Source organism: Microbacterium bovistercoris (assembly GCF_003387575.1).
Taxonomy (GTDB): domain Bacteria; phylum Actinomycetota; class Actinomycetes; order Actinomycetales; family Microbacteriaceae; genus Microbacterium; species Microbacterium bovistercoris.
Genome location: NZ_QUAB01000039.1, coordinates 21253 through 37797, shown reverse-complemented (window position 1 = coordinate 37797; position 16545 = coordinate 21253). Strand labels below are relative to the sequence as shown.

15 protein-coding genes are annotated in these 16545 nt (G+C 68.0%); 3 read left to right on the top strand and 12 right to left on the bottom strand.

Annotated elements, in window-relative coordinates:
* The first annotated feature begins 98 nt into the window (after window positions 1-98).
* On the top strand, window positions 99-3893 hold the full coding sequence (locus DY023_RS07755) for an NPCBM/NEW2 domain-containing protein (RefSeq protein WP_116241771.1): 3795 nt from the start codon (window positions 99-101) through the stop codon (window positions 3891-3893).
* Window positions 3894-3959: 66 nt separating this feature from the next.
* On the opposite strand, the gene DY023_RS07750 is transcribed toward DY023_RS07755, so the two are convergent.
* Genes DY023_RS07750 through DY023_RS07735 form a run of 4 tightly spaced genes read right to left on the bottom strand, consistent with a single transcriptional unit; the run spans window position 3960 to window position 7895 of the window.
* Window positions 3960-4751, bottom strand: a complete 792-nt coding sequence (locus DY023_RS07750; protein WP_116241770.1) for a sulfite exporter TauE/SafE family protein — start codon at window positions 4749-4751, stop codon at window positions 3960-3962.
* 33 nt (window positions 4752-4784) lie between these two features.
* Complete coding sequence (locus DY023_RS07745; protein ID WP_116241769.1) at window positions 4785-6332, bottom strand: tripartite tricarboxylate transporter permease; 1548 nt, start codon at window positions 6330-6332, stop codon at window positions 4785-4787.
* Complete coding sequence (locus DY023_RS07740) at window positions 6332-6880, bottom strand: tripartite tricarboxylate transporter TctB family protein (protein ID WP_116241768.1); 549 nt, start codon at window positions 6878-6880, stop codon at window positions 6332-6334. The genes DY023_RS07745 and DY023_RS07740 overlap by 1 nt, the downstream gene beginning before the upstream one ends.
* A 1-nt stretch (window position 6881) precedes the next feature.
* Complete coding sequence (locus tag DY023_RS07735; protein WP_116241767.1) at window positions 6882-7895, bottom strand: Bug family tripartite tricarboxylate transporter substrate binding protein; 1014 nt, start codon at window positions 7893-7895, stop codon at window positions 6882-6884.
* 168 nt (window positions 7896-8063) lie between these two features.
* Between DY023_RS07735 and DY023_RS07730 the strand changes: the two genes are divergently transcribed.
* Both DY023_RS07730 and DY023_RS07725 read left to right on the top strand, forming a co-directional pair.
* Window positions 8064-9332 carry a PAS domain-containing protein gene (locus DY023_RS07730; protein ID WP_116241766.1) on the top strand — a complete coding sequence of 423 codons (1269 nt, stop codon included), beginning with the start codon at window positions 8064-8066 and terminating at the stop codon, window positions 9330-9332.
* Between the two features lie 36 nt (window positions 9333-9368).
* Window positions 9369-10946, top strand: a complete 1578-nt coding sequence (locus DY023_RS07725) for an AMP-binding protein (protein ID WP_116241925.1) — start codon at window positions 9369-9371, stop codon at window positions 10944-10946.
* A gap of 168 nt (window positions 10947-11114) precedes the next feature.
* Here DY023_RS07725 and rplQ read toward each other — a convergent pair whose 3' ends face one another.
* The 8 genes from rplQ to DY023_RS07685 all read right to left on the bottom strand — a co-directional run bounded on the left by rplQ (window position 11115) and on the right by DY023_RS07685 (window position 16162).
* Window positions 11115-11627 (bottom strand): 50S ribosomal protein L17, encoded by a 513-nt coding sequence (gene rplQ / locus DY023_RS07720; RefSeq protein WP_116241765.1) that lies wholly within the window; start codon window positions 11625-11627, stop codon window positions 11115-11117.
* A gap of 27 nt (window positions 11628-11654) precedes the next feature.
* Complete coding sequence (locus tag DY023_RS07715) at window positions 11655-12644, bottom strand: DNA-directed RNA polymerase subunit alpha (protein ID WP_116241764.1); 990 nt, start codon at window positions 12642-12644, stop codon at window positions 11655-11657.
* Window positions 12645-12766: 122 nt separating this feature from the next.
* Window positions 12767-13165 carry a 30S ribosomal protein S11 gene (rpsK, locus tag DY023_RS07710; protein ID WP_071644012.1) on the bottom strand — a complete coding sequence of 133 codons (399 nt, stop codon included), beginning with the start codon at window positions 13163-13165 and terminating at the stop codon, window positions 12767-12769.
* Between the two features lie 27 nt (window positions 13166-13192).
* Entirely contained in the window at window positions 13193-13567 is a 375-nt protein-coding gene (gene rpsM / locus DY023_RS07705; protein WP_116241763.1) for a 30S ribosomal protein S13, read from the bottom strand.
* Between the two features lie 173 nt (window positions 13568-13740).
* Entirely contained in the window at window positions 13741-13857 is a 117-nt protein-coding gene (rpmJ, locus tag DY023_RS07700; RefSeq protein ID WP_071644008.1) for a 50S ribosomal protein L36, read from the bottom strand.
* Between the two features lie 65 nt (window positions 13858-13922).
* Window positions 13923-14144, bottom strand: a complete 222-nt coding sequence (gene infA / locus DY023_RS07695; RefSeq protein WP_018171468.1) for a translation initiation factor IF-1 — start codon at window positions 14142-14144, stop codon at window positions 13923-13925.
* 177 nt (window positions 14145-14321) lie between these two features.
* Entirely contained in the window at window positions 14322-14990 is a 669-nt protein-coding gene (locus tag DY023_RS07690) for a DsbA family protein (protein ID WP_116241762.1), read from the bottom strand.
* Window positions 14991-15157: 167 nt separating this feature from the next.
* Window positions 15158-16162 carry a hypothetical protein gene (locus DY023_RS07685; protein WP_116241761.1) on the bottom strand — a complete coding sequence of 335 codons (1005 nt, stop codon included), beginning with the start codon at window positions 16160-16162 and terminating at the stop codon, window positions 15158-15160.
* Window positions 16163-16545 lie beyond the last annotated feature (383 nt).

Below are 16545 nucleotides of genomic sequence, written 5' to 3'. Positions count from 1 at the left end.
CCGGGTTCCGGCCATCCCTTGACCGATCGGGGAAAAGAGTGATTCGATATGACTGCTTTGCGCACCCCAGATGCACAAACAATCACAACGAGGAGACGATGACGTTGAACTCACTTTCCTGCCGGCGCCGCTTCGGTGCGCTGGGACTCGCGATCGCACTGGGGGTGACGGGCTTCGGGCTCGTCTCCGCTTCGGTGCCCGAACCGGCATCCGCCGCCACCACGACCGCGTCCGCCCCCACACCGATCACGCCCGATCCCGCGTCGCCGGAAGTCCCCGTCGACGACGCCGGCACCTCGATCGGCGCCATCACCGGCGTGCAGCGCGACGGCGCATCCGTCACGCTGACCGCCGAGCACGGCGCGATGCGCGTGACGTTCCTCGAGAACGGCACCTTCCGCCTCGAGGCCGATCCGAGCGGCGACTTCACCGACCCGGCGAACACCCCGCAGAACGACCCGGCGCGCACCGCCGACATCGTCGTGGGCGCCAAGACCTTCGACGGCGCGGAGGTCGACGTCGCCGAGGGCGACGTGATCCGCATCGCCTCGAAGACCGTCACCGTGTCGGTCGACCGGGCCACCGGCGCCGTGTCCGCCACCCGCGCCGACGGTTCGACGATCTTCGCCGAGTCTGCGGCGATCACGTTCGGCAAGAACTCCGCCACCCAGCACCTGAAGGGCGCGGAGGGCGAGCAGATCCTCGGCGGCGGCATGCAGAACGGCCGGTCGATCCACACCGGATCGGTCATCAACATCGCCAACAACTTCGACTGGGACGACGACGGCTACCCCAACGCCGTTCCCTACTACATGTCGTCCGAGGGGTATGGCGTGCTGCGCAACACCTTCGCGAAGGGCACCTACGACTTCGCCAAGCACACCACCACGCATCAGGAGCGCCGGTTCGACGCCTACTACTTCGTCGGCGACTACGCGCAGTCCCTCGAGTCGTACACCCAGCTGACCGGCCGGCCGATGATGCCGCCGGTGTACGCCCTCGAGTACGGCGATGCGGACTGCTACAACCGGTCCAGCCCGACCTACTCCGGCAGTAGGCACCCCGACAAACTGCGCACCCCGCAGGCCCTCGAGATCGCCAAGGACTTCGTCGAGAACGACATGCCCGGCGGCTGGATGCTGGTGAACGACGGCTACGGCTGCGAGTACCAGGAGCTTCCCGAGACGGTCGAGGCCATCGAGAAGGAGACCGGCCTCAAGACCGGCCTGTGGACCCAGCGCTCGCTGACGAACCAGGAGTACGAGGTCGGCGAAGCGGGCGTGCGGCTGCGCAAGCTCGACGTCGCCTGGGTCGGCAGCGGCTACCGTCTCGCTCTCACCGGCTGCGAGGCCGCGCACGACGGCATCGAGAAGTACTCGGATGCCCGCGGCACATCTCTCATGGTCGAGGGCTGGGCCGGATCTCAGCGCTGCGGCATGCAGTGGACCGGCGATCACTCCGGCAACCTCGACGCCGTGCGCTGGCAGATCTCCGCGCTGACCGGCGCGGGCAACTCGGGTCTCGCCTTCTCCACCGGCGACGTGGACGGCATCTTCGGCGGTTCAGCGGAGAGCTACGTGCGCGACCTGCAGTGGAAGGCCTTCGCACCCGCGCTGTACTCGATGAGCGGCTGGGCCTCGGTCGACAAGCGCCCGTGGCTCTACGGCGACGAGGCGACGAAGATCAACCGCAGCTACCTGCAGCTGCGTCAGCGCCTGATGCCGTACATCTACACGCTCGCGGCGGAATCGCACCGCAGCGGACTGCCGATGATGCGCTCGCTGGCGCTGGAGTACCCGAAGGACCCCGGCTCGTACAGCGCCGAGGCGAACAACGAGTTCCTGCTCGGCAGCGACTACCTCGTCGCACCGGTGTTCACCAAGACCGAGGTGCGCAACGGCATCTACCTGCCGAAGGGCACCCGGTGGGTGGACTACTGGACCGGGAAGCTCTACGAGGGCGGTCAGGTGCTGAACGGGCACCCCGCTCCGCTCGACAAGCTGCCGATCTTCGTGCGCGCCGGTGCCCTGGTGCCGCAGGGCATCACCGCCCGTAACGCCTCGCTGGTTCCGGCGGACTCCCCCGTCACGCTGTCGGTGTTCCCGCAGGGTGAGAGCTCGTTCTCGCTCTACGAGGACGACCAGGTCACCCGCGCTTACGCCGACGGCGCGTCCAGCACCCAGGAGTTCACCGTGGATGCTCCGGAGGCCGGCAAGAAGGGCTCGGTCGTGATCGGCATCGGCAAGCGGGCCGGATCGTACGACGGCAAGGCCGACGCCCGGCCCTACGTGATCGAGGCGCACACCGGCTCCGCACCGGCGAATGTCGCGATCGACGGCAAGGGCCTGGAGCAGGCCGCTTCGCGCGAGGCCCTGGATGCGGCATCCTCGGGCTGGTTCTTCGACGCGGAGAACGCCGGAGGCGTCATCGTCGTGAAGGTGCCCGCCCTCGCCTCCTCCGCCTCTGCGGAGGTCGTGCTCGCAGCGACCAGCGCCGTCGGAGGTCGCGATGCCGACCTCACCGCGGCATCCGTCTCAGTCGGCCTCGAGGACCGCGTCTTCCAGGGCGACACCACCACGGTGGAGGCGACGTTCCGCAACACGGGCACGAAGAAGAAGGAGAACGTCACGCTCACCGCGCAGCTGCCCGAGGGCTGGACCCTCATCTCGTCCGAGGGCGAGAAGGCCGCCCTGGTCGAGCCCGGCGCATCCTTCACCGCGACCTTCGACGCGAAGGTCACCGACGCGGCGGCCGCCGACCTGCAGACCGTGACGGTGGTCGCGGACTACACCGCGCAGAAGACCGCGCAGCAGACGTCCGGAGCGAACCAGCTCTACGTCGCCTACGGGTCGCTGGCCGGGGCGTACAACGCCGACGCCGTGACCACGCTGACGACCGCGAAGCCCGGTGACTTCGACGGCGGCGGTGCCACGTTCTCGGCCGAAGCGCTGGAGCGGGCAGGAGTCACCCCCGGTTCCACCGTCACCGTCGGCACCGGGGATGCGGCGATCGCCTACACCTGGCCGAACCCGGCAGGCGCGAAGGACTCGGTCGCCCCGGCCGGGCAGACCATCGCACTGGCGGGCAAGGGCACGCACCTCGCCGTCCTCGCCTCCGCGGCATCCGGTGGCGGCGTGAACCCCGCGCTCGAGCTGCACTACGCCGACGGAACGGTCTCGAAGCAGAACGTGTTCTTCCCGAACTGGCTGCCGCAGGCATCCGGCCTCGGCGGCGCGAGCGTGGCGATCACCAGCCTCGGGCGCAACAGCGCGACCAACTCGAACGTGTACGAGTACTCGACGTACAAGTACCAGGTGTATTCGAACCTCGTGCGGCTGAACCCGGCCAAGGAGCTCGCCTACGTCGTGCTGCCGACCGAGAGCCGTCTGAAGATCTTCGACTGGAAGGTCGTCGATCAGCCGATGCCCCCTGCACCCTCCGGCACGGTCTACGCGTCGGATCTGGACTGGATCAGCGCGACCAACGGATGGGGCGTGATCGGCAAGGATGTCGCCAACAAGGACTCGGCGTCCTCGCCCGACCTGCCGCTGGCGATCAACTACGTCGATCCGGCGACCGGCACGAGCCCGACCTACGAGAAGGGGCTCGGCGTGCACGCGGCGTCGAAGGTGACCTACTTCCTCGGCGGCAAGTGCTCCACCTTCACGGCCTCGGTCGGGCTGGAGAAGAACTTCTCCGGGAACGTGATCTTCACGGTCGACACCGACGGGACCAACCGCTACCAGTCCCGCACGTTCACACCGGGCTTCGCCCCCGAGGAGGTGAAGGTCGACGTCACCGGAGTGCAGTACATCGACCTCAACGTGACGGCACCGGGCAGCATCAACGGCGCGCACGGCGTCTGGGGCGACGCGCTCTTCACCTGCGAATGACCGGATGATGCGCTGAACGCACGGCGCCCCTCGGACCTGATCCGAGGGGCGCCGTGCGTTGCGGACTCAGCTCTTGGCGCGCAGCGCCTTACGGGACATCTGATAGCCGATGTAGAGCAGGTACGCGGCGAACAGCATGTTGCCGACGAACGGGTCGATGCGCGCGGCGATCAGCGCACCGAGGGCGGTGGTCGTGCAGGCCGAGACGCCGACGACCGCGGCGGCGACGAGGTCGACGTTCCGGTGCCGCACGTTGCCGATCGTTCCCGAGACCGCGGTGGGGATCATCATCAGCAGTGACGTGCCCTTCGCGACCAGATCGCTGACCCCCATGCCGAGCATGAGCGCGGGCACGACGATGATGCCGCCGCCGACGCCGATGAGTCCTGCCAGGATGCCGGTGAAGACGCCGACCACGGCGAGGATCAGCCCGGTCAGCCAGGTGAGGTCGAGTTCGGCGTCCCGCGACGGAATGACGAAGAACAGACTCACCACGACGAGGGCGAGGAAGCCGACGAATCCCCACAGCAGCGCACGCTGCGAGATCCGCGGCAGCAGTCGCGTGCCGATCTGCGCGCCGACGACGGCACCGACCGCCAGGATCAGCGCCGCGACCCACGACACCGAACCGGAGACCGCGTAGGAGATCACGCCGACCGTCGCGATCGGGACGATCGCGGCCAGCGAGGTGCCTGCGGCGCGCCGCTGGTCGAATCCGAGCAGCAGCACGAGCATCGGCACGATGATGGTTCCTCCGCCGACGCCGAACAGGCCGGAGAGAAGTCCGGCGGCGAGGCCGATCCCGATGTACGAGAGATATGCGCGAGCGCCCCGCGTGGTGGTGTGTTCGTCCTGCACCGCCCCAGCTTAGGGGGCGGTGCAGGACGTGTTTCAGATCTCCTGGTCCGCGAGGATCGGCACGGAGATCGACTGCGTGAGCTGCTGCTCGTACCGCGCCTGACGACGACGCAGCCACAGCGCGCCGATCACGAGCAGCGCGAGGAACGCGTACGCCGCGGCCGCGAACGGCTGCAGGATCAGCGTCGACAGGTCGCCCTGACTCAGCTGCAGCGCCTGCCGCAGGAACGCCTCTCCCATGGGGCCGAGGATCATGCCCACCACCAGCGGCGCCACCGGATAGCCGTACCGCCGCATGAAGTAGCCGAGCAGACCGATGACCACGAGGATGACGATGTCGGCGATCAGGAAGTTCAGCGCGTACGCGCCGAAGGCCGCGAACATCAGGATGCCCGCGTACAGGTAGGGGCGCGGGATCTGCAGCAGCTTCACCCACATGCCGACCAGGGGCAGGTTCAGCACGATCAGCAGCAGATTGCCCACGTACAGGCTCGCCACCAGCGCCCACACCAGCGCGGGCTGGTTCGTGAACAGCTGCGGCCCCGGCTGGATGCCGTAGGTCTGCAGCGCGACGAGGATGATCGCCGCGGTGGCGGTCGTCGGCAGCCCGAGAGTCAGCAGCGGTACGAGCACCCCTGCCGCCGCGGCGTTGTTCGCCGCCTCCGGACCCGCCACGCCTTCGATCGCGCCGCGGCCGAACTCGCTCTTGCGCTTGGACAGCTTGCGCTCGGTCGCGTAGGAGAGGAACGTCGCGACATCCGCACCACCCGCAGGGATCGTGCCGATCGGGAACCCGATCGCCGTTCCGCGCAGCCACGGCTTCCAGGAGCGGCGCCAGTCGTCCTTCGTCATCCAGTTGCGCCATCCCTTCGACACCGGGATCACGTCGACGCCGCCGTGCCGCAGCCGGGATGCCACGTACAGCGTCTCCCCCACGGCGAAGAGTCCGACCGCCACGAGCACCACGTTGATGCCGTCGCCGAGCTCCGGCAGTCCGAGGGTGAAGCGCTGCTGGCCGGACAGCGCGTCCGTGCCGACCATGCCGAGGAAGAGGCCCGCGGCGAGCGAGACGAGACCGCGGGAGATCGACTTGCCCATCAGCGCCCCGACCGTGATGAACGCGATGACGATCAGCGCGAACTTGTCGGCGGGACCGAGGCTCACCGCGAACTGCGCGAGCAGCGGCGCGAGCAGGGTGAGGCCGACCGTCGCGATCGTCCCCGCGACGAACGATCCGATGGCCGCGGTCGCGAGCGCCGCCGCACCACGGCCGAGCTTCGCCATCCGATTGCCCTCGATGGCCGTGACGATCGACGCGGACTCCCCGGGGGTGTTCAGCAGGATGCTGGTGGTCGAGCCGCCGTACATCCCGCCGTAGTAGATGCCCGCGAACGTGATCATCGCGGCGGTCGCGTCGAGCGAGTAGGTCAGCGGCAGCAGCAGAGCGACCGTCATCGCCGGCCCGACGCCGGGCAGCACGCCGACGGCCGTGCCGATGAAGACGCCGATGAACGCCCACATCAGGTACTCCGGCTGCAGCGCGGTGGCGAATCCGTCCAGGAGGAGTCCCCAGCTGTCCATCAGAACATCCCTCCGAGCCAGCCGAACACGGGACCCCACGGCAGCGAGAGCCCCAGCAGGCCGGCGAAGATCACCTGGACGACGAGCGCGAGGCCGAGTCCGATGACGAATCCGAGCCACCAGCGCCTGGCGCCGAGAGCCCACGCGACGATCCCGAACAGCACGGCGGCCGCGGGCGCCCAGCCGATCAGCTCGAGCAGCACGACGTGCGCGATCAGCCCTCCGACGATCTCGACGAGCGTGAGCCAGTCCGTCTTGGCATCCGGGTCGATGTCCTCGCCCTCTTCGAGCTCTGCGCGCTTCCCGCGCAGCACGCCGACGAGCACCGCGACGGCCGAGCCGATCAGCAGCGCCGAGACGGCGATGGGGAAGACCGTCGGGCCGACGGTCACCCCGACGGGCACGTGGATGCTGAACGCACCGACCAGTGCGGCGATGCCCAGCGCGAGCATGAGCAGGGCGAAGACGAGTTCACCGACGGGAATCCGCCGGGCGGGCCGGGAGTCCCCGACCCGCCCGTCCGCCCCCGCGAGCGGGGTGCTGCTCATGTCAGATCAGCCCGATGTTCTTCAGCGTGCCGGTGACGTCCGAGACGTTCTGCTCCACGAACGCGTCCAGGTCGTCGCCGGTCAGGAAGGCGTCCGCCCAGCCCTTGGTCTCGAGTTCCTGCTTCCAGGCATCCGAGTCGTGCATCTCGGTGACGATGCGCTCGAGTTCGGCACGATCCGCGTCCGAGATGCCGCCGGGCGCGATCACGCCGCGCCAGTTCGTGAGCACGACGTCGTAGCCCTCGTCGGTGATGGTCGGCACGTCGGGCAGCTGCGAGCTGGGCTCCTCGCTCGACACGGCGAGCGCACGCATGTCGCCCGACTCGATGTGCTGGGCGAACTCGCCGACGCCCGAGATGCCGGCGCCGACCTTGCCGCCGAGGATCAGCGACACCGCCTCGCCGCCGCCCGCGTTGGGCGTGTAGTTCAGCTTCTGCGGGATCTCGGTGCTGTCCAGCCCCGCCTCCTCGAGCAGCAGGCCGGCGAGGATGTGGTCGGCACCGCCCGCCGAACCGCCGGTGACGGTGACCTTCTGGCCGTTCTCGACGATGTCGTCGACCAGATCCTCGAGGGTGTCGTACTTCGAGTCGGCCGGCACCACGACGACCAGGGGCTCATCGGTGAGGCGGGCGATCGGCGTGGTGTCCTCGAGACGCGTCTTCGAGTCGTTGGTCTCGATCGCGCCGACCATCACCAGGCCGTTGACCATCAGCGTGCCCGGATCCTTCTCGTTGGCGAGCTGGGCGAGGCCGATCGTGCCGCCGGCGCCGCCGACGTTCGTGACCGGCGCGGACTTCACGATGTCATCGTCCGTCAGCACCTTCGACATGGCACGGCCGGTCTGGTCCCAGCCGCCGCCCGGGTCGGCGGGGACGATGATCTTGACGCTGTCGATCGACGCGGCCTCGGCCTCGCCGTCGCTCTCCGGTGCGGCGTTCTGACCGGAGCAGGCGGTCAGGATCAGGGCAGCGGATGCGGCGAGCGCCGTCAGCGCGATCCGTCGGGTGTTTCTCATTGCGCTCCTCCTCGAGCGGTGAAAGGGATGCTGGCAACCGTATGCACCCGCTCCCCCGCCGCCGCGCTTGCGAAACCATTGGTCGCGTTCCGTAAGTATTGGTCGCGAGAAGGTCCCGGGCCCGGATGCGGGCGCACGCGCGCGCGGTGACAATGGAGTGTGCCCTCGATGACGACGACGCATGCGCCTCGGATGACGCTCCGCGTGCAGCTGCTCCTGCTGCAGGCGGCGATCGTGTTTCTCGTCACCCTGATCGCCGGCATCACGGCCGGCGTCGTGCAGTGGGGTACCATCCGCGACGCCTACGAGGACCGGATGATGGCGGTTTCGCAGTCGATCGCGTCGATGCCCGCCGTGATCGATGCCTTCGACGACGCCGATCCATCGGCGACGATCCAGCCGCTCGCCGAGACCATCCGCGAGGCCTCCGACCTCACCTACGTGGTCGTCGCCAATGCCGACGGCATCCGCTACTCGCATCCCGATCCGGCCCGGATCGGCGAACGCGTCTCGACCGACCCGTCGGTGCCGCTGTCCGGGCGGATCTACACCGGCACCCAGACCGGCACGCTCGGCACCACCTGGCGGGTGAAGGTGCCGATCTTCCAGGAGGGCGAGGTGATCGGCACGGCCTCGGTCGGCATCCTGGAGTCGCAGGGCAGGGACGAGTTCTTCGGCAACCTGGCGTGGATCATCGGCGCGATGCTCGCCGCCGTGCTCATGGGCCTGTTCGGGTCGGCCTGGGTGGCCGCCCTCATCCGCCGCCGCATCCAGGGTCTCGAACCCGACCAGATCAGCGCGCTGGTGCGCAACCAGGAGACGACGCTGCACGGGCTCAGCGAGGGCGTCATCACGGTCGACGCCGCAGGTGTCATCACGCTGGCGAACGACGCCGCCGCGCGATTCCTCGACACGGATGCCGCGGAGCTGACCGGTGCGCGCGCCGAGGACGTGCTCGGTGCAGAACTGCTCGAGGTGCTGCGCGAGGGCGAGGATGCAGGACGGCCGGTCATCCTCGGCCCGCGCGTGGTGGTGGCCCGTTCGACCGGCGCCCGCGACGGCGGGGCAGCGGTGGACGCGACGCTGCTGCTGCGCGACCACACCGAACTGCACGACGTGGTGCAGCGCGTGGAGGCCGCCGACGCCATCATCGCGTTCCGGCAGCGTGCCGGGCTGCCGAAGGGGCTGTCCGCGGAAACGCTGGAACGGGTGTCGAACGCCCTCGCCGGGCATCCGGACTCCTCGGCCTCGGAGATCGGCGCGGTGCTGCAGATGTCGCGGGTGAGCACACGTCGCTATCTGGAGCATCTCGCGAGCACCGGGCGCGCGGTACGCTCGCTCGACTACTCCACTCGCGGACGTCCGGGCAGCCGTTACCGCGTCAACGATCCGAGTACCGGACCAGTTGAGACTGCGTCTCAGTACATGAGACACTGAATCACACCACCCGACGGGATGATCGAAGGAGATCACATGTTCCGCAGCCCTTACCCGGATCTCGAGATCCCCGATGTCTCGATCCACGAGTACCTCTTCACCGGACTCGATGAGGCCGCCCTCGATCGCGTCGCGATCGTCGACGGCATGTCCGGCGCCGAGACCACCTATCGTCAGTTGATCGGCCAGATCGATCTGTTCGCCGGTGCCCTCGCCGCGCGCGGAATCGGCGTCGGCAGCGTCATCGGCGTGCTGTGCCCGAACATCCCCGCCTTCGCGATCGTCTTCCACGGCATCCTTCGCGCCGGCGCGACCGCCACCACGATCAACTCGCTGTACACCGCCGAGGAGATCGGCAACCAGCTCGAGGACGCCGGTGCCGAGTGGTTGATCACGGTCTCCCCCATGCTGGCGGGCGCGATGGCCGCCGCCGAGCGCAGGGGCATCCCGGCGGAACAGGTGATCGTGCTGGATGGCGCCGAGGGGCACCCGAACCTGCGCGACCTGCTCGGTGAGGGCAACGCCGCGCCCGAGGTCGCCTTCGACCCGGCCACCCACATCGCCGTGCTGCCGTACTCCTCCGGCACCACCGGCCGCCCCAAGGGCGTCATGCTCACGCACCGCAACCTCGTCGCGAACGTCGCGCAGGTTCGCGGCGTGCTCGACGTCACCCAGGACGACGCACTGCTGGCCGTGCTGCCGTTCTTCCACATCTACGGCATGACCGTGCTGCTGAACTTCGCCATGAGCCGCGGGGCGCGCCTGGTCACGATGCCGAAGTTCGACCTCGTCGAGTTCCTGCGCATCATCCAGGAGCACCGCACCACCTGGGTGTTCGTCGCACCGCCGATCGCGGTCGCGCTCGCGAAGCATCCGATCGTCGACCAGTACGACCTGTCGTCGGTCAAGGTGATCTTCTCGGGCGCCGCGCCGCTGGACGGCGCACTCTCGGCGGCCGTCGAGAAGCGCCTCGGCTGCGAGGTGCAGCAGGGCTACGGCATGACCGAGACCAGCCCGGCCGCCATGGTCATCCCGAGCGGCCGTCGCGACGTCGACCGCGCCTCGATCGGCCCTCTCGTGCCCAACACCGAGGCCCGCCTCGTGGACGTCGAGTCCGGCGCCGACATCGAGCCGCCGGCCGAGGGCTCGAGCGCGCCCGGCGAACTATGGCTGCGCGGCCCGCAGATCATGGCAGGCTACCTGAACCGGCCGGATGCCACGGCCGAGATGATCGACGCGGACGGCTGGCTGCACACCGGCGACATCGCCACCGTGGACACCGACGCCATCTTCCACATCGTCGACCGACTCAAGGAGCTCATCAAGTACAAGGGCTACCAGGTGGCTCCCGCAGTGCTGGAGGCGCTGCTGCTCGAGCACCCGCAGATCGCGGATGCCGCGGTCATCGGGGCGAACGACGAGGACGGCCAGGAGGTGCCGAAGGCGTTCATCGTGCTCCAGCAGGACGCCGACCTCGACGCTGCCGGCGTGATGGAGTTCGTGGCATCCCGTGTGGCCCCGCACGAGAAGGTGCGCATGGTCGAATTCATCGACGTCATCCCGAAGTCCTCGGCCGGCAAGATCCTGCGCAAGGACCTCCGGGCCCGGGTCTGACCCGCGTTCTGGGTCCGACCCGCCCTTCCCTCGCTCCGGTCTCACTCGTTGCGGGTGTTTCTGCCCGAACACCCGCAACGAGTGAGACCGGAGCTTCTTTCTGCGCGGCAGATGCGAAGAAGCCCGCCTCCCCTTTCGGGGTGGCGGGCTTCTTGCGTCAGACGAGAATTACTCGGCCTTCTCCTCAGCGGGTGCCTCGGCGGCGGTCTCCTCGACGGGAGCCTCGGCGGCCTCCTCGACGACCTCCTCAGCCGGAGCCTCCTCGACCTTCTCGGCCTTGGGGGCAGCAGCCTTCTTGGCGGCCTTCTTCTTCGGGGCGACGGGCTCGAGCACGAGCTCGATCACGGCCATGGGCGCGTTGTCGCCCTTGCGGTTGCCGATCTTGGTGATGCGGGTGTAGCCGCCCTCACGCTCGGCGACCAGCGGCGCGATCTCGGTGAACAGCACGTGCGCGGCATCCTTGTTGCTGCGCAGCACGGTCATCGCACGACGACGGGCGTGCAGGTCGCCGCGCTTGGCCAGCGTGACGAGGCGCTCGGCCAGCGGACGCAGGCGCTTGGCCTTGGTCTCGGTGGTCGTGATCGAGCGGTGCTCGAAGAGCTGCGCGGCCAGGTTCGCGAGAAGCAGGCGCTCGTGGGCGGGGCCGCCTCCGAGGCGGGGACCCTTGGTGGGCTTAGGCATATTCGTTTACTCCAGGGAAAAAGGGGATCAGAAGGACTCGTCTTCGGAGCCGCCGTAGAAGTGGGCTCCGTCGAAACCGGGCACCGAGTCCTTCAGCGAAAGACCGAGCGAGACGAGCTTGTCGCGCACCTCGTCGACCGACTTCTGCCCGAAGTTGCGGATGTTCATCAGCTGGGTCTCGGAGAGGGCGACCAGCTCCGCGACCGTGTTGATGCCCTCGCGCTTGAGGCAGTTGTAGGAACGGACCGAAAGGTCGAGGTCCTCGATCGGCATGGACAGCTCGCTGGAGAGCACAGCCTCCACCGGCGCCGGGCCGATCTCGATGCCCTCGGCCTCGACGTTCAGCTCGCGTGCGAGGCCGAACAGCTCGGTCAGGGTCTTCGCAGCCGAGGCGACGGCGTCGCGCGGGCTGATCGCGGACTTGGTCTCGACGTCGAGGACGAGCTTGTCGAAGTCGGTGCGCTCACCGGCACGGGTGGCGTCGACGCGGTAGCTGACCTTCAGGACCGGCGAGTAGATCGAGTCGACCGGAATCTGACCGGCCTCGGCGTACTCGTTGCGGTTCTGCGAGGCGGAGACGTAGCCGCGACCGCGCTCGATCGTCAGCTCCAGCTCGAACTTCGCGGTGTCGTTCAGGGTCGCGATCACCAGGTCGGGGTTGTGCACCTCGACACCGGCCGGAGCGGAGATGTCCGCAGCGGTGACCTCGCCCGCGCCCGTCTTGCGCAGGTAGGCGGTGATCGGCTCGTCGCGCTCCGAGGAGACGACCAGCTGCTTGATGTTGAGGATGATCTCGGTGACATCCTCCTTCACGCCCGGGATGGTGCTGAACTCGTGCAGCACGCCGTCGATGCGGATCGTGGTGACCGCGGCGCCGGGGATCGACGAGAGGAGGCTGCGACGCAGCGCGTTGCCGATGGTGTAGCCGAAACCGGGCTCCAGCGGCTCGATCACGAACCGGCTGCGGTTGTCGGCGAGCTTTTCCTCGTTCAGGGTGGGACGCTGTGCGATGAGCACTATGTGTTCCTTTCGATCACATGCCCGCTATATGACATGTGTTGGGTGAGGTGTTGAGTTGTCGAAAGTCGGCGGAAGGGATGCCGGCCCCGACGGATCGGTACCGGCATCCCTGTCCGAGATCAGACGCGGCGGCGCTTCGGCGGGCGGCAGCCGTTGTGCGCCTGCGGGGTGACGTCCTGGATGGACCCCACCTCGAGGCCGGCGGCCTGCAGCGAGCGGATCGCGGTCTCGCGGCCCGAGCCCGGACCCTTCACGAAGACGTCGACCTTCTTCACACCGTGCTCGGCGGCCTGACGGGCGGCCGACTCGGCGGCCATGCCGGCCGCGTACGGGGTGGACTTGCGCGAGCCCTTGAAGCCCACGCCACCCGACGATGCCCAGCTGATGACAGCGCCGGACGGGTCGGTGATCGAGACGATGGTGTTGTTGAACGTCGACTTGATGTGGGCCTGGCCCAGCGCGATGTTCTTCTTCTCCTTGCGGCGCGGCTTGCGCGCGGCGGCCTTGGGTGCAGCCATGAAAGTGTTCTCCTATTCCCTGGCCGCTTAGCGGGCCTTCTTCTTACCGGCGACGGTGCGCTTCGGGCCCTTGCGGGTACGGGCGTTGGTCTTGGTGCGCTGACCGCGGACCGGGAGACCACGACGGTGGCGGATGCCCTCGTACGAGCCGATCTCGACCTTGCGGCGGATGTCTGCGGCAACCTCGCGGCGAAGGTCACCCTCCACCTTGTAGTTGCCCTCGATGTGGTCGCGGAGTGCGACGAGCTGGTCGTCGGTGAGGTCCTTGACGCGGATCGACTCGTCGATCTCGGTGGCCTTGAGGATCTCGACCGAACGGGTACGGCCGATGCCGTAGATGTACGTGAGGGCGATCACCACGCGCTTGTCGCGCGGGATGTCGACGCCGGCAAGACGTGCCATGCGGTAACTCCTGGAGTGTTGTGGAGGTGTGGAGCAGAATCCCTTCCCGGGCCTCCTACCCGGGGTGTCCCCCGCCTGCGCGGGATCCGACCTGCCTGTTCAGATATTGAGTTGTATCCCCGTCCCGTGTCACGGCTCCTGAGCGAGGAGCGCAGCGACGAGACGAAGGACGTTCAGCCCTGGCGCTGCTTGTGACGCGGGTTCGACTTGCAGATCACCATGACGCGACCGTGACGACGGATCACGCGGCAGTGGTCGCAGATGGGCTTGACGCTGGGGTTGACCTTCATGTTTCTTCCTGTTCGCTGTCCTCACCGGGCAGGCGCAAGCGCCTGGGGTGTTACTTCTCGACCGATCAGCGGTAGCGGTAGACGATACGACCGCGGGTCAGGTCGTAGGGCGAGAGCTCCACGACCACGCGGTCCTCGGGGATGATGCGGATGTAGTTCTGCCGCATCTTTCCGGAGATCGTTGCCAGAACCTTGTGTCCGTTGCTGAGCTCAACGCGGAACATCGCGTTGGGAAGAGCCTCGGACACGACGCCCTCGATCTCGATGACACCGTCTTTCTTAGCCATAGCCTCGCTGACGCTTCTGCAGATCGGTCGATCTGCGGTGGATGGATGGGTGGTGCCGGGACACGCCGGATGAAGGCGCAAGGCACCAAAGATCTATGATAGTCCGCTCCGGCGCATCCGGCAAATGCAGAACGCGGATGCGGCGCCGGGGCCCGCATCCGCGTTCATGCGGAACGATCAGCCGATCAGATCGGTGAGCTTCTTGAAGTCCGCGTCCTTGGCGAGGTCGAGGCGCTCACCGTTGATCTCGACCGTCGGCGTGCCCTGGATCTCGTGCGCCTTCGCCTGCGATGCGCCGAACTTCTTGTACGTCTCGTCCATGATGCAGGACTCGACCTTGTCGGCGCCCGCTTCCTCGGCGATCGATGCGATCTGCTCGTTCGTCAGGCCGGGGGTGTTCTCCGCGGGCTGACCGGCGAACAGCGCCTTGGAGAAGTCGAGGTACTTGTCGGGCTGGGTCGACGCGACGCAGACCGCCGCTCCCGCCGATCGCGACGAGTACTCGGTCCCCTGCGAGAAGCGGTCGAGGATCGCGATCGGGTGGTATGCCAGGGTGATCTTGCCGTCGTCCGCAGCCTTCTCGAGCGCGGGCCCGAACTGGTCCTCGAAACTCTTGCAGGCAGGGCACTGGAAGTCCACGAAGACCGCGACCTCGTCCTTGCCATCGCCGAACGAGATCGCACCGCTCTCGGAGTCGAACGACGAGTTGCTCGTCGGCGTGGCCCCCGGACCGGTGGCCTGGTTGTTCAGGTACACCACGAAACCGCCGAGGGCGACGAGCACCACCACGACGGCGATGGAGACTCCGATGGCGAACCAGTTGGTCTTGCTCTTGGCGTTGGCCATTGCTTTCCGTTCTGTCTGCAGGGGGCGTCCGCACGCCCGCATCCTCGCAATTGTGCCATCAGATGACTATGGGCTCCATGTGAATGCATGGAGTGGGTGCCGTCCTCCCGCCGCGATCCGCGTGACACCCCGAGTTCTGCGTGAGCCCCACCTGCATCAGGCGGGTCTCACGCAGCCTTCGGGGTTTCGCGGGGAACTCGCGGCAACTCTCGCGGACTCGAACGCAGTGTGGCGAGCATCGCGGGCTGCGCCGGACGCATCTGGGGCACGCCGGCGTCTTTCAACGTCGTACACAACGGCTTCACACGCATCGCCTCGCCGAGGTCCCAGCGAGCGAACGGATGGCCGTTGCGGCGGAGCCTGTCCTCGCGACGCTTCTCATCCGCCAGCTTCTGGGCGGCCTGCGCCGGATCACCGAGCGAGTACTTCTGCCATCCGTCGGACTCGCCGATGACTCTGCCCGAGCGAAAATGGAAGTCGACGCGATCCTCGTGCCCTTCGTAGTGGAACTCGGACTGCAGCTCCGGTTCCTCGAATCCGCTCCACATGATCACGGCCCGGCTGATGCTCTCACCCGGCGACTCGGCCAGGCCGTCGGCATGAGCGCAGACCCATCGGGCGCGTGCGACGCCGCGCTTGCTCGGCTGCGCGTCGAGCAGGTCGCAGACATCGTCGATCGAGACCGTACCGCCCTGCACCGGCGAGATCGCACTGTCGGCAAGGCAGAGCGCCTTCGCGGTCGGCAGCACCCGGCACAGATCGGCCACCGTGTCCGACTCGGAAGTGACCAGCACGCCTCCGACACGTTCGACGCTTCGCGCGACCTCGCTGGTGTGCACCCAGACATCACCGGCATGGCGCGCCTTCTCGCCGGGATCGCCGAGCACGTGGATGTCGCGTGTCTCGCCGAACAACGGGAAGCCGTGGAACACCGCAGCGCTCTCGAGGCAGAGCACGGCATCGGGGTTGGCATGCACGAAGGCGTGCACCCGCACGGCGTATCGCTTCCACGGCTGCAACTTCTCGTAGGCAGCACGATCGACGTACACGCCACGACGGATTCGGCGCCATGTCTTCGGATCGATCCGGATGCCGAGCATCCGAGCATCGTGAGCGGTCAACAGCGGCAGCGGCGAGACGATCTCGGCGCGTTCGGAGAGGCGCAGCGGCATGGCAGCATCCTGGCGCCTCCCCCGTCCTATGAGTCGCCGCGTTCCGCGCATCCGCCTTCGACGTGCACAACCAGGCGCGGCACCGTCGCTGTGGAGGACGAGAGCCAGGTAGTCGAGCCCCCGAGTCCCGCATGAGACCCGGGTTCCAGACCCGGGTCTCGCGCAGAGCTCAAGGTCCCGGATGAATGTCGTGCGGAACTCGACGGCTCACCGCAGTGCCAGGACCCGCGGAGCAGGCCGCGCGCACTGCGCGGAGCGCGGCCGGAAAACGAGACCCCGAGTCCTGCGTGAGACCCATGTTCCGGATGCGGGTCTCACGCGGCACTCGGGGTCTCACGCGAAAGTCGCGCGGGGCTCGAGGTCTCGCGGACGCAGCCTGCGGC

Excerpts from the sequence above, each read along its gene's own strand:
- DY023_RS07755 (WP_116241771.1), top strand. The coding sequence starts at position 99 with ATGACGTTGAACTCACTTTCCTGCCGGCGCCGCTTCGGTGCGCTGGGA.
- DY023_RS07745 (WP_116241769.1), bottom strand. The coding sequence starts at position 6,332 with ATGGACAGCTGGGGACTCCTCCTGGACGGATTCGCCACCGCGCTGCAG.
- DY023_RS07740 (WP_116241768.1), bottom strand. The coding sequence starts at position 6,880 with ATGAGCAGCACCCCGCTCGCGGGGGCGGACGGGCGGGTCGGGGACTCC.
- DY023_RS07735 (WP_116241767.1), bottom strand. The coding sequence starts at position 7,895 with ATGAGAAACACCCGACGGATCGCGCTGACGGCGCTCGCCGCATCCGCT.
- DY023_RS07730 (WP_116241766.1), top strand. The coding sequence starts at position 8,064 with ATGACGACGACGCATGCGCCTCGGATGACGCTCCGCGTGCAGCTGCTC.
- DY023_RS07725 (WP_116241925.1), top strand. The coding sequence starts at position 9,369 with ATGTTCCGCAGCCCTTACCCGGATCTCGAGATCCCCGATGTCTCGATC.
- rplQ (WP_116241765.1), bottom strand. The coding sequence starts at position 11,627 with ATGCCTAAGCCCACCAAGGGTCCCCGCCTCGGAGGCGGCCCCGCCCAC.
- rpsK (WP_071644012.1), bottom strand. The coding sequence starts at position 13,165 with ATGGCTGCACCCAAGGCCGCCGCGCGCAAGCCGCGCCGCAAGGAGAAG.
- rpsM (WP_116241763.1), bottom strand. The coding sequence starts at position 13,567 with ATGGCACGTCTTGCCGGCGTCGACATCCCGCGCGACAAGCGCGTGGTG.
- rpmJ (WP_071644008.1), bottom strand. The coding sequence starts at position 13,857 with ATGAAGGTCAACCCCAGCGTCAAGCCCATCTGCGACCACTGCCGCGTG.
- infA (WP_018171468.1), bottom strand. The coding sequence starts at position 14,144 with ATGGCTAAGAAAGACGGTGTCATCGAGATCGAGGGCGTCGTGTCCGAG.
- DY023_RS07690 (WP_116241762.1), bottom strand. The coding sequence starts at position 14,990 with ATGGCCAACGCCAAGAGCAAGACCAACTGGTTCGCCATCGGAGTCTCC.
- DY023_RS07685 (WP_116241761.1), bottom strand. The coding sequence starts at position 16,162 with ATGCCGCTGCGCCTCTCCGAACGCGCCGAGATCGTCTCGCCGCTGCCG.